Annotated in this window: 12 protein-coding genes; 4 read left to right on the forward strand and 8 right to left on the reverse strand. The window is 58.0% G+C overall.

The window, feature by feature from the left end:
- Positions 1 to 286: 286 nt before the first annotated feature.
- The 3 genes from PU683_RS04170 to PU683_RS04180 all read left to right on the forward strand — a co-directional run bounded on the left by PU683_RS04170 (position 287) and on the right by PU683_RS04180 (position 2,857).
- A complete protein-coding gene (locus tag PU683_RS04170; RefSeq protein WP_277170257.1) occupies positions 287 to 1,123 on the forward strand; it encodes a MetQ/NlpA family ABC transporter substrate-binding protein in 837 nt (278 codons plus the stop codon).
- 62 nt (positions 1,124 to 1,185) lie between these two features.
- Positions 1,186 to 2,205 (forward strand): virulence-associated ABC transporter ATP-binding protein SfbB, encoded by a 1,020-nt coding sequence (gene sfbB, locus PU683_RS04175; RefSeq protein WP_277170259.1) that lies wholly within the window; start codon positions 1,186 to 1,188, stop codon positions 2,203 to 2,205.
- A complete protein-coding gene (locus PU683_RS04180; protein ID WP_023479087.1) occupies positions 2,198 to 2,857 on the forward strand; it encodes a methionine ABC transporter permease in 660 nt (219 codons plus the stop codon). The genes sfbB and PU683_RS04180 overlap by 8 nt, the downstream gene beginning before the upstream one ends.
- Before the next feature lie 462 nt (positions 2,858 to 3,319).
- On the opposite strand, the gene mnmH is transcribed toward PU683_RS04180, so the two are convergent.
- The 5 genes from mnmH to ppiB all read right to left on the reverse strand — a co-directional run bounded on the left by mnmH (position 3,320) and on the right by ppiB (position 7,440).
- Complete coding sequence (gene mnmH, locus PU683_RS04185; protein ID WP_277170260.1) at positions 3,320 to 4,393, reverse strand: tRNA 2-selenouridine(34) synthase MnmH; 1,074 nt, start codon at positions 4,391 to 4,393, stop codon at positions 3,320 to 3,322.
- A gap of 127 nt (positions 4,394 to 4,520) precedes the next feature.
- Entirely contained in the window at positions 4,521 to 5,585 is a 1,065-nt protein-coding gene (gene purK, locus PU683_RS04190; RefSeq protein ID WP_277170261.1) for a 5-(carboxyamino)imidazole ribonucleotide synthase, read from the reverse strand.
- Positions 5,582 to 6,091: a 5-(carboxyamino)imidazole ribonucleotide mutase gene (gene purE / locus PU683_RS04195; RefSeq protein WP_277170262.1), complete on the reverse strand. Its 510-nt coding sequence runs from the start codon at positions 6,089 to 6,091 to the stop codon at positions 5,582 to 5,584. Before purE ends, purK begins: the two co-directional genes overlap by 4 nt.
- Positions 6,092 to 6,219: 128 nt before the next feature.
- Entirely contained in the window at positions 6,220 to 6,942 is a 723-nt protein-coding gene (gene lpxH, locus PU683_RS04200) for a UDP-2,3-diacylglucosamine diphosphatase (protein WP_277170264.1), read from the reverse strand.
- A gap of 3 nt (positions 6,943 to 6,945) precedes the next feature.
- Positions 6,946 to 7,440, reverse strand: coding sequence for a peptidylprolyl isomerase B (gene ppiB, locus PU683_RS04205; protein WP_277170265.1), 495 nt, complete (start codon positions 7,438 to 7,440; stop codon positions 6,946 to 6,948).
- A 174-nt stretch (positions 7,441 to 7,614) separates the two neighbouring features.
- On the opposite strand from ppiB, the gene cysS reads away from it, so the two are divergent.
- Complete coding sequence (cysS, locus tag PU683_RS04210) at positions 7,615 to 9,000, forward strand: cysteine--tRNA ligase (protein ID WP_277170267.1); 1,386 nt, start codon at positions 7,615 to 7,617, stop codon at positions 8,998 to 9,000.
- Positions 9,001 to 9,093: 93 nt separating this feature from the next.
- On the opposite strand, the gene PU683_RS04215 is transcribed toward cysS, so the two are convergent.
- The 3 genes from PU683_RS04215 to PU683_RS04225 form a co-directional block, all read right to left on the reverse strand.
- Complete coding sequence (locus PU683_RS04215; RefSeq protein ID WP_277170269.1) at positions 9,094 to 9,615, reverse strand: metal-dependent hydrolase; 522 nt, start codon at positions 9,613 to 9,615, stop codon at positions 9,094 to 9,096.
- A 77-nt stretch (positions 9,616 to 9,692) separates the two neighbouring features.
- A complete protein-coding gene (locus tag PU683_RS04220) occupies positions 9,693 to 10,709 on the reverse strand; it encodes a LacI family DNA-binding transcriptional regulator (RefSeq protein WP_277170270.1) in 1,017 nt (338 codons plus the stop codon).
- A gap of 66 nt (positions 10,710 to 10,775) precedes the next feature.
- Positions 10,776 to 12,278 (reverse strand): PTS transporter subunit EIIC, encoded by a 1,503-nt coding sequence (locus tag PU683_RS04225; protein ID WP_277170272.1) that lies wholly within the window; start codon positions 12,276 to 12,278, stop codon positions 10,776 to 10,778.
- Positions 12,279 to 12,608: the final 330 nt, after the last annotated feature.

Genomic DNA, 12,608 nt, shown 5'->3' on the forward strand with positions numbered 1-12,608 from the left:
CTATCCGGCAATCTGCCCGGCATTGTGCACGGTTGCCATAAATGCCTGATGGCGCTTTGCTTATCAGGCCTACGGAAAGCAGAGTGCTGCACCCACGTAGGCCGGATAAGGCCTCGCTGCCACCCGGCATTTCTTCTTCCTCTCCCTGACAAGTTGAATTTTTTTCAATTACCGCTGCGCTGGCTTTGTGCCATCTTATTCCCCGGCCTTATCGACAAGGCACACACTGAACGCGACGCACTGCATGCCGCGGCACACAGCACATCATTACCATCAGGGAGAATGTATGGGACCTCGTCTCGGTTTACGTGCGCTTTTTGGCGCACTACTTCTGGTTTGCGGTCTGCCTTTCGCGCAGGCCAACAGCGATCCGCACACCATCGTTTTCGGCGTCGCACCAGGCCCATATGGCGATATGGTGAAACAGGCGATAGCCCCTTCGCTGAAAGAGAAGGGCTACAAAGTGGTGGTACGCGAATTCAGCGATTACGTGCAGCCAAACATGGCGCTGGCTAACGGCAGCATTGATGCCAACCTCTTCCAGCACAGCCTCTATTTCGACAAATTCACCGCAGATAAAGGCCTCAAGCTCAGCAAGCTGATCGCCGTGCCGACCGCCGGGATGGGTTTTTACTCACACAAGATCAAAAGCCTTGATGAGCTGAAGAAGGGCGACATTATCACCCTCTCAAACGATCCCACTAACCTGGCGCGCGGGCTGCGTTTCCTGCAATCGCTGGGGCTGATTACCATTAAAGCGTCGATTGATCCGACCAAAGCCTCCGAGCGCGATATCGCCAGCAACCCGAAAGGGCTGGTGTTTAAACCGCTGGAGGCCGCGCAGCTGCCGCGTACGCTCGATGGCGTCACCGCCTCGCTGGTAAACGGTAACTTTGCGGTCGCCGCCGGGATGGATCTCTCTTCGGCGATCAAGCAGGAGAAGCTGGACGAGAATCTGAAAAACATCATTGCCGTGCGCAGTGAAGATGCCGATAAGCCCTTCGCGAAAGATATCGTGACGGCGGTGAAATCCCCGGCCTACCGCGCGGTGATCGACGATCCGAAAAATATCTTTGCCGCTTTCCAGAAACCCGACTGGATGCAGAGCGCGGATAAACAGTAACCGCGAATAAGTGGCCAGGCAGGCTGCGGCCTGCCTTTTGTTTTTTGCCGTTTGAGGTTGGCATGATTGAACTAGATAACGTTTGCGTCGATTTTCCGGCCGGGCGCGGCGGCAGCGGCGCGACGCGCGCCGTCGAGGCGGTCTCGCTGCGTATTGCCGCCGGGGAGATTTTCGGCATTGTCGGTACCAGCGGTGCGGGCAAAAGTACGCTGCTGCGCACGCTTAATGCTCTGCAGCGCCCAAGTGAAGGGCGGGTCAATATTAATGGCGTCACCATTTCTGATTTAGAGGGCGTGACGTTGCGCCAGGCGCGCCAGCGCATTGGCATGATTTTCCAGCACTTCAACCTGATGCACACCCGCACGGTGGCGCAGAATGTCGCCTTTAGCCTGAAAGCCGCGGGGTGGGAGCGGAGTAAAATTACGCCTCGCGTGGCCGAGATCCTCGCACTGGTAGGCTTAAGCGATAAAGCGAATCGCTACCCGGTGCAGCTCAGCGGCGGGCAGAAGCAGCGCGTCGGCATAGCGCGCGCCATCGCTAACCACCCGGATGTGCTGCTCTGCGATGAGCCGACCTCCGCGCTGGATTTGGAAACCTCTGCCACCATTCTGGCCCTGCTGAAAGAGATTAACGTGCGGATGGGGATCACCATTGTGCTGATCACCCATGAGATGAACGTCATTAAAACCATCTGCGATCGCGTGGCGGTGATGTCGGCGGGCAAAGTGGTGGAAGAGGGCGAGGTGTTCGATATTTTTGCCCATCCGCAGCACCCGTTTACGCAGCAACTGGTGTCGCACACCCTTAACCTGACACTGCCAGCGCGTCTGCGCGAACATCTGCCCGGTCAACTGCTCAAAGTGCTGTTTATCGGCGACTCCGCCGAGCAGCCGGTGCTTTCGGACGCGGCGGTAAAATTTGGCGTAGCGGTCAATATCCTGCATGGCAAAATCGAGTATATCGGCGAGCGCGCGCTGGGCATTTTAGTGGTACAGCTCACGGCGGAGAACCCGCAGGCGGTCAGCGATGCCGTGGCGTACATTCACAGCCGTACGGCGCAGGTGGAGGTGATCCGTGGATGATTTACTGGCTGATTTGAGCCTCGCGTTTGGCGAAACGTTCCAGATGCTCAGCATCTCAACGGTGCTGGCGATCGTTGGCGGCCTGCCGCTCGGTTTCCTGATTTTTGTCACCGACAGGCACCTGTTCTGGCAAAACCGCGCGGTCTACCTGCTGAGTTCGATTCTGGTGAACATTATCCGCTCGGTGCCGTTTGTCATCCTGCTGGTGCTGCTTCTGCCGCTGACGCAGTGGTTGCTCGGTAACACCATCGGGCCCATCGCGGCGTCGGTGCCGTTATCAGTGGCGGCCATCGCCTTTTACGCGCGGCTGGTAGACAGCGCGCTGCGTGAAGTGGATAAGGGAATTATTGAGGCGGCGGAGGCCTTTGGTGCCAGCCCGCTGCGCATTATCTGCACCGTACTGCTGCCGGAAGCCAGCGCCGGTCTGCTACGCGGTTTAACCATTACGCTGGTTAGCCTGATTGGCTATTCGGCGATGGCGGGGATTGTCGGCGGCGGCGGGGTCGGCGATCTTGCGATCCGTTTCGGCTATTACCGCTATGAAACCCAGGTGATGATCGTCACCGTCGTGGCGCTGATTATTCTGGTGCAGATTGTGCAGGTCGTCGGCGACTGGCTGGCAAAACGGGCCGATAAACGCGACCGGCATTAAGATCCCTGGTAAGCGTGCCGGATGGCGCTAACGCGCATCCGGCCTACAAAGTTCATCGATATCACCGAATGTTGGCCCGAAAAGGCATCGCCGCCATCCGGCAACCGGTCTGGCATTGTGCAGGGTTGCCACAATTGCCTGATGGCGCTTCGCTTATCAGGCCTACAAATCCATCGGCAGCACGGAATGTAGGCCGGATAAGGCATCGCCGCGATCCGGCAACCGGTCTGGCATTGTGCAGGGTTGCCACAACAGCCTGATGGCGCTTCGCTTATCAGGCCTACAAATCCATCGGCAGTACGGAATGTAGGCCGGATAAGGCATCGCCGCCATCCGGCAACCGGTCTGGCATCGTGCAGGGTTGCCACAATTGCCTGATGGCGCTTCGCTTATCAGGCCTACAAAACCCATCAGCAGCACGGAATGTAGGCCGGATAAGGCATCGCCGCCATCCGGCGCGCTTCACTGCGCTGCCAGCCAGGCAGAAACCGCTTCGAACGTGCCACGAAAATGGACAACAGGCGCGCGCTTCTCCAGCTGGTAGCGATACATCGGATCGTAGTAGACCTTCAGCAGCGGGGCGAGCCAGGCGAAATGCGCCTCTGTTGAGCCGCACCTTTGCTGCTCAGCCAGCGCCGTTTCCAGATGCACGGTAAGCTGCTCATAGCGCTGTAACCCGAGCCGGCGACGAATGGCAAACAGTCCGTGGTGCAGATACTCCGCATACGCCTCCCATCCCGCCTCTTCACCGTCACGGTCGGTGTAAGCGCGCAGCGTCTGCACAAAATACTCTTCGCGCAGCCGCTCAAGGCGCAGCTCAAAGGGATCTTCGACTATCACCAGCGGCGATTGCGCCATGCGCTCACGCAGCGCTTCAGGCAGATGGTTTGCGCCAATTGCCCGTCCTTCATCTTCCAGCAACCAGAACGGCGGCGACACTTTGAGCAGCGCGGCCGCCAGGTGGTTTTCAAACGTCGCCTGGGCGTGCTGCGCCTGGGCTGTGCGGCCAAATGAGGAGCCACGATGATGGGCAAGCCCCTCAAGATCGATTCCGTTGCGGTGCTCGCGCACCAGCAGGGTTTTACCGCTGCCGGTACAGCCGCCGACCAGCAGCAGCGGACGTTGAATGCGCTCCTGCGTCGCGTCAAGCGCCGCCTGGCGCAGCGCTTTATAGCCGCCCGCGACCAGCGGCAGATCAACCTGCCGTTCGTGGAGCCACTGCTGCACAATGTGCGAACGCTGGCCACCGCGCGCGCAGCAGAGCAGGGCGTGCGGGGCGTCTTTACTGGCTGCGATCCACGCTGCGATTCGCTGCTCGCGGGTGTCGCCGTTAACCAGTTTATGGCCGAGCCGCAACGCGGCTTCTGCGCCTTCGCGTTTATAACAGGTGCCGACGGCAGCGCGTTCGCTGTCGTTCATCAGCGGCAGGTTGATGCCGGCGGGCAGCGCGCCTTTGGCAAATTCAACCGGAGCGCGAACATCAATAAGGGGCGTGTTATCCCGCAGGATGGTGAGATAATCCGTGGCGTCGTTCATCGGGCGTCCTTCTGCAAAAACTGGCGCCGATTTTACGCCTGAACAGGCCGGGTGTGGGGGATTTTTGTCGGATGGCGCTGACGCTTATCCGGCCTCGCTGTAAGCGTAGGCCGAATAAGCATTGCAATTACAGCTTTGACTGCGCCCAGGCAATGCCGCTGGCATATTCGGGTGGCAGTAACGGCACCAGCGCTTCCAGCGTGGCGCTAAGGCGTCCGGTGTCGCTATCGTTCAGATTGAGATGGCCCACTTTGCGCCCGGCGCGTACCTCTTTGTCATACCAGTGCAGATGCACCAGCGGCAGCTTCAGCCAGTCGTAATTGAGATCGCTGCCGATCAGATTGATCATTACCGACGGGCTGTTGACCACCGGCGGCGGCAGGGGTAAATCGACAATCGCGCGCAGATGCAGCTCAAACTGGCTGATCGAAGCACCGTTTTGCGTCCAGTGGCCGCTGTTGTGCACGCGCGGCGCCAGCTCATTGATCAGCAACCCGCCAGGGGTAACAAAACACTCCATCGCCATCACGCCGACATAGTTCAGCTCATGCATAATCGCCGATAGCATCGCTTCCGCCTGCTGCTGCTGTTTGGCATTCGGCTGCGGGAAGACCACGCTGGTGCGCAGAATCCCATCCTGATGCAGGTTGTGGGTCAACGGATAAAAGACGGTGCTGCCATCGTGAGCGCGGGCACCAACCAGCGACACTTCGCCGGAGAAGTTAATCCCCTGCTCAACGATGCACTCGCCGTAGCACTCCTCCGGCAGCTGATCGACATCGGCTGCACGTAAACGCCACTGGCCGCGACCGTCGTAACCGCCAACGCGGCGCTTGACGATAGCAAGCTCGCCCAGGCGCCCGAACACCCCTTGCCACTCGCTTTTATCTGCCAGCAGCTGCCACGGCGCGGTGGCGAGGTTGAGTTTGTCAAACAGCTGCTTTTGCGTGAAGCGATCGGCAATCACCGGGAACACGTCGCGGTTCACAAACGCCGGGTGGCGCGCCAGCTCGCGGGTTAACGCCGTTTCCGGCCAGCGCTCAATCTCGGCGGTAATCACGCTCTGCTGAAACGGCACCGCTTCCGGCGCGTCATCCAGCCCGACCGGCCAGACAGCAATACTCAACGGCTCGCCCGCCTGGCGCAGCATGCGCCCAAGCTGACCGTTGCCTAATACGCAGACCTGTTTCATGCCGCACCCCGTGGGTCCGGGTTATCCAGCACCTCGTCCGTTTGACCCTGGCGCCAGGCAGCGAGACGCTGATGCAGCGCTGCGTCATGCTGGGCGAGGATCTGCGCCGCCAGCAGCGCCGCGTTTGACGCGCCCGCTTTACCAATTGCCAGTGTACCAACGGGAATACCGCGCGGCATCTGCACGATGGAGTAGAGGCTGTCGACGCCGCTTAATGCTGCGGTTTGTACCGGCACACCCAGCACCGGCACCAGCGTTTTGGCGGCAATCATGCCCGGCAGATGCGCCGCGCCGCCGGCCCCGGCGATGATCACCTGAAAACCATTTTGCTCAGCCTGCTCGGCAAAGCTGAACAGTTTATCGGGCGTGCGGTGGGCAGAGACGATTTCAACGTGGTGCGGGACATTCAGGGTATCGAGGATTTCTGCGGCGAATTGCATGGTGGCCCAATCGCTTTTAGAACCCATAACAATGGCGATGCGCGCCGGTTGGTTGCTTAAAGACATGCGTCTCAAAACTCCTGTGGGTGTGCTTCAGACTACTTCAGAGGGCAGAGAGAATAGCATGGAAAAAAGGCAAGGAAAACGGTTGCGCAGTGAAGTTTGCCGGATACGAGGGGAAAAGAGCGCGCGTTTCAGAAGGGGAATTGCACCAGTTCTATATCGTTTTCGCTGACGCGTATCATTGAGCCTTCGCTGTGCCAGGCACCCAGTACGGCGCGCCAGGCGGGGGCATCGTTCGCGGTCAGTTGATGAACCTCCGGGCGGTGGGTGTGACCGTGGATCAGCCACTGGACACGATGCTTCTCCATCGCCTCGATGACCGCCTGCTGATTGACGTCCATGATCGCCAGCGATTTGCTGCTGTTGGCCGCACGGCTACCGGCGCGCATTTTGGCCGCCACGCGGTGGCGAATAAACAGCGGCAGGGCAAGAAACAGGGTTTGCAGCCACGGCTGATGCACTTTGGCGCGAAAAGCCTGGTAGCCTGCATCGTCGGTGCAGAGCGTGTCGCCGTGCATAATCAGCACGTTACGCCCATAGAGGTTGAGCACTTTTTCCTGCGGAAGAAGCTGCATACCGCTTTCGCGGGCAAAGCGTTTGCCGAGCAGAAAATCACGGTTACCGTGAATGAAATAGCAGGGGACGCCACTGTCAACGAGCGCGCGGATGGCGCTTGCGATTCGCTGATGCAGCGGGTTGGGATCGTCGTCGCCGATCCAGGCTTCAAAGAGATCGCCCAGAATGTAGAGCGCATCAGCCTCACGGGCAACGCCGTCTAAAAAATGGAGAAAACCGGCGGTGATCGCCGGTTCTTCAGTGTGCAGATGCAGATCTGCGATAAAGAGTGTTGCCACGAATTACTCGCTGACGTCCACGCTTTCGATGATCACATCTTCTTTTGGAACATCCTGGTGCATGCCGCTGCGACCGGTAGAGACCGCTTTGATTTTGTCGACCACGTCCATGCCTTCAACCACTTCTGCGAAGACACAGTAGCCCCAACCCTGCAGGTTTTCACCGCTGAAGTTCAGGAAGTCGTTGTCCGCGACGTTGATGAAGAACTGTGCGGTTGCGGAGTGCGGAGCCTGGGTACGTGCCATTGCCAGCGTGCCACGGCTGTTTTTCAGGCCGTTGTTGGCTTCGTTTTTGATCGGATCTTTCGTCACTTTCTGGTTCATGCCCGGTTCGAAACCGCCGCCCTGAATCATAAAGCCGTTGATCACACGGTGGAAAATGGTGTTGTTGTAGAAACCTTCACGGCAGTAGTCCAGGAAGTTTTTAACTGTTTCAGGCGCTTTGTCATCAAAGGTTTTGATTACGATATCGCCGTGATTAGTGTGGAAAGTAACCATTATTGCATCCTGTTCTGATAGTGTGGTGCGTCGACCCGGATGTGGGTCAGAGATAGTGGCTTGTTATAGCATAAGCGCGAGGCTGGATCACCTTGCAAAGTGAGCTGCTTCGGGTTTGAATTACAGGTAATATATACGGTTTTCACGCCCACACACGTCTACATGGAATCTTCGATGTTAAAAATTTTTAATACACTGACGCGCCAAAAAGAGGAATTCAAACCTATCCATGCCGGGGAAGTCGGCATGTACGTGTGTGGTATCACTGTTTACGATCTCTGTCACATTGGACATGGTCGTACGTTCGTCGCCTTTGACGTTGTTGCGCGCTATCTGCGGTTTCTCGGCTATAAGCTGAAGTATGTACGCAATATCACCGATATCGACGACAAGATCATCAAACGTGCCAATGAGAACGGCGAAAACTTCGTTGCGCTGGTCGATCGCATGATCGCTGAAATGCACACCGATTTCGACGCCCTCAATATTCTGCGCCCGGATAACGAACCGCGCGCGACGCACCATATTCACGAAATCATTGAGATCACCGAGAGCCTGCTGGCGCGCGGTCACGCCTATGTGGCGGATAACGGCGATGTGATGTTCTCCGTGCCAAGCGATCCGAATTACGGTCAGCTTTCGCGCCAGGATCTCGACCAGCTGCAGGCGGGTGCGCGCGTCGAAGTGGCGGATATCAAACGCAATCCGATGGATTTTGTGCTGTGGAAGATGTCCAAGCCTGGCGAGCCGAGCTGGCCGTCGCCGTGGGGCGAAGGGCGTCCGGGCTGGCACATTGAGTGCTCGGCGATGAACTGCAAACAGCTGGGGTCGCATTTTGATATTCACGGCGGCGGATCGGATCTGATGTTCCCGCACCATGAAAACGAAATCGCTCAGTCAACCTGTGCACACGATGGCGAATACGTTAACTACTGGATGCACTCCGGCATGGTGATGGTTGACCGCGAGAAGATGTCAAAGTCGCTGGGTAACTTCTTTACCGTGCGTGACGTGCTGAAGTATTACGATGCGGAAACCATTCGCTACTTCCTGATGTCCGGCCACTACCGCAGCCAGCTCAACTACAGCGAAGAGAACCTCAAACAGGCGCGCTCAGCGCTGGAGCGTCTCTATACCGCGCTGCGCGGAACCGACGCTTCGGTGGCGGCTGAGGGCGGTGAAGCTTTTGAAGCGCGCTTTATTGAAGCGATGGATGATGACTTCAACACCCCCGAAGCCTACTCGGTGCTGTTTGATATGGCGCGGGAAGTGAACCGCCTGAAGACGGAAGATGCGCATGCGGCCAACGCGCTGGCCTCACATATGCGTAAACTCGCGGGCGTGCTGGGGCTGCTGGAGCAGAACCCGGATCTCTTCCTGCAGAGCGGCGCGCAGGCGGATGACGGCGAAGTGGCAGAGATTGAAAAGCTTATTCAGCAGCGTCTGGACGCGCGTAAAGCGAAGGAGTGGGCGGCGGCTGATGCCGCGCGCGATCGCCTGAACGAGATGGGCATCGTGCTGGAAGATGGTCCGCAGGGCACCACCTGGCGCCGTAAGTAATCTCTGACAGCGCCTGGCGCTCGCGCTATCCGCTTATCGAAGCCGCTATCCGCACTGTGCCGGATGGCGGCTTCTTCTGTTTACAGACCGACCTTATCGTCTGCGCCACCACAACACACCCATCACTACCACCCCTGGTAGCCACACCCACATCAGCTCAGAGAGGATCACCTGGTGCCCATAGGGCGTGGTGTAGCGTGAAAGGGCGAACGGCGCGACGTTGATCACCTGCCACGGCGCGAAAAAGCGTTCTTCCGACCATGGCCAGAGCCAGCCGACCCCTTTCCCGCCGGTGGTGATGGAGTCCAGCAGGCTGTGCGACAGCAGGGAGAGGGTTAAAAATGCCCAACAGCGCGTAACGCTTGCCTTAAAGCGCTTATGCCTGAGCAAGGCGACCAGCAGCGGGACGACAAAGGCGAAAAGCAGGGAGTGGGTAAAGCCGCGGTGACCCAGAGCATCGCCGTAAGCGACGCCGAATTTAAACGCCAGTACATCGGCATCCGGCAGCATGGAGAGGCCTATCCCCGCCAGCAGTAACCCCCGTGGGATCGTTTTACCGCCGAGCCCAAGCCCAAGGCAGAGCGGAACAGCCGCATGCGTAACGATGGTTGGCATAGAGTATCTCCCTGAGAAAAAAGGATTATAGCGGTTAATCCGCACGCTTCACGCCTGCCTGGCCTCCACGGCCTGCGTCAGGCAGATTCGCGCACAATGAGCTGCCCGGAGAGGGTAATGCGCTGCGTCTGCAACTGCGGCTCCTTAAGCTTGCGCATCATCAGCCCGGCAGCCTGGCGACCGCTCTCTTCGCTGGCGGAGGAGACATAGGTCAACGCCGGCGAGGTGAGATTGATGTGCAGCATATCTTCAAAACCGACCAGCGCAACCTGCTGGGTCAAAAAGAGATCTTTACCCACGGTGCGCCCGGTGTGGTGAATGCCGCTTATCGAGCCAATCAGCGCATCGGGCGAGTGGCAGAGCAGGGCGGTAATGGTGTTGTGCTGTTCAAGCAACTGGCGGGTGGCGTGGCTGGCGGCTTCAGTGTCGCCGTGGCAGGCAGGCGTCGCGCCGTCGCGTAGCGCCAGGCCGTGCTGTGCCATCGCGTGGCGAAAACCGAGCAGCCGCTGCTGGCGGATCACATCGCCTTCAATACCGCCAATATAGGCAATATTGCGATGACCGCGTTCAATCAGGTAACGGGTCGCCAGCGCGGCGGCCTGGCGGTTATCGCGCATCACCAGATCGCAGGGCTCCTCCAGCAGCGATTGCGAGACTACCACCAGCGGAAGCGCGCACTGTAGCAGCTGCGCGGGCAGGATGCGCGAACGCGTATCGCAAGAGAGATAGATCACTCCTGCCACGCCCTGCTGTTGAAAGGAGAGCAGGCTGCGCTCAAGGTGCTCGCCATCATTCAGCGGCTGGCCGAGAAAGACCATAAAGCCGTGCTTTTCCAGCTCCTGCACGATGCTGGCCATCACTTTGATGGAAAAGCTGTCGCTGAAGTCGCGCAGGATTAGGCCAATGAGGTTTGAGGTGTTGGCGCGCAGGTTTGCGGCCGCCACGTTATGCACATACCCCAGGGCGGCAATCGCCACCTGCACCTTTTCAATTGTCGCGTCAGAGATTTTTCCCTTCTGGCGCAGTACCAGCGAGACCGTGGAAACGGAGACACCCGCGTGCTTTGCCACATCAATAATGCTGACTTTCTTCAACGCTGCTCCCTGTCGTTTACGGCACTTAGCCGGGCCTGACATGCCTTTGCATGCCAGGCCGTCATCTTATGCTTTGCCGATCTGCGTGGACATGCTCTGGGCGATAAATTGTGCCCTTGCGCCAAAAATAACCTGGATGCCGCTGTCGCCGACAAACACCACGCCGCGCGCACCAAGATTATTCAGGCCATCTTTATCCACTTTCTGGCTGTCCGCCACCTCCAGACGCAGGCGGGTGATGCAGGAGCCGACGGAGGCGATATTCTGCGCACCGCCCAGCAGGCCAATGATTTCGCCAGCCAGTTCGCCGTCGGTTCTATCATCGGCCGTCGCCGTTACCTCCGTGCGCCCCGGGGTTTTGACATCAAAACGACGGATCACAAAGCGGAAGGTGAAGTAGTAAATCACCGCCATCGGAACGCCAACAATCACCGCATTCAGGTAGTTGGTTTGATAGCCGTTAAAGGAGGGCAGGATGCCGAACGACAGGTAGTCGATAAAGCCTGCGGAGAAGGATTTGGCGATGTGCGCATGCAGCAGGTACATCGACATATAGGCCAGACCCGCCATGATGGCGTTAAAGACATAGAGGATCGGTGCCACAAAGATAAAGGTGAACTCAACCGGCTCGGTAATGCCCGTCAGGAAGCAGGTCAGCGCGGCGGAGAAGAGAATACCGAAGGCGATCTTTTTGTTACGCGTATGCGCTTCGTGGTACATCGCCAGGCAGGCTGCCGGCAGCGCAAACAGCATCAGCGGGAACTCGCCCTGCATAAACTTACCGGCGTCGTGATAGCTGTTGCTGCTGAAAGATTTCACCCCCTCTTCCAGCATCTTGAACCAGATCGTCTGATCGCCGTGGATCACCTGGCCTGCCTGGGTCGTGTAATCGCCAAATGAATACCAGAACGAAGGGTACCAGATGTGGTGCAGGCCCAGTGGGATCAGCGCGCGTTCGACCAGACCGAAGATAAAGGTCGATGCCGCCTGGTTATCGCCGTTCACTACTACCGAGAGCGCATCGATACCGGCCTGAATATGCTGCCAGAGATAGGGCAGCAGCAGACCCAGCAGGAACGAGAGAAACGCGGTGGCGATAGCGACAAAACGCTTACCGGAGAAGAAGCCGAGAAACTCGGGCAGTTGCAAAGTATGGAAGCGGTTATAGCACCACGCCGCGAGGATACCGCAGATAAGCCCGCCAAAGACGCCCATCTGTAAAGTTGGGATGCCGACCACCAGCGCATATTTGCCGCCCTGGGAGGCCATCTCTGGCGTAATGCCGAGCATAGTGCCGATAGTGATATTGGTGATGAAAACCGAGACCGCCGCCGACAGCGCGGCAATGCCTGATTCAGAGGCCAGCCCGACCGCAGAGCCGATGGCGAAGAGCATCGGCAGGTTGTCAAAAATGACGCCGCCGGCATTCATCATTAACGGCAGGTGGAATTTATCGCCAAAGGCCAGTAACAGGCCCGCAGCAGGTAGCAGCGAGATGGGAAGCATTAAGGCGCGACCAATCATCGATAATTTAGAGAGCGATTTAACTAACCCTGGTATCAGACTCATGCTGATCTCCCCCGAAGATGCGCGTTTTGCGCGTTATTTTTGTTAGTAGAACGTTTTAGTAGAACGTTTTACTTATCGTGAGATAACTCTTAAAACGCCGCAACATAAATTTGGTGTTCAGCCAGATGAAATGGTGATTCTTAGAGGTCGATCGGTAATTGACCGTTATCGGTGAAGGGGCATTGGAGAGGCATCGCCGGATGGCGGCTGCGCCTTATCCGGCCTACGCGGATCGAGTCATCATGCACAGATCGTAGGCCCGATAAGCAAAGCGCCATCGGGCAGGCTCGCCGCAGAGGGGAAGCGGGGGATGGTGTAGGCCCGATAAGC

The organism is Candidatus Kosakonia sp. 282A-S69, from assembly GCF_029433855.1.
In the GTDB taxonomy this organism is placed as follows: Bacteria; Pseudomonadota; Gammaproteobacteria; order Enterobacterales; family Enterobacteriaceae; genus Kosakonia; species Kosakonia cowanii_A.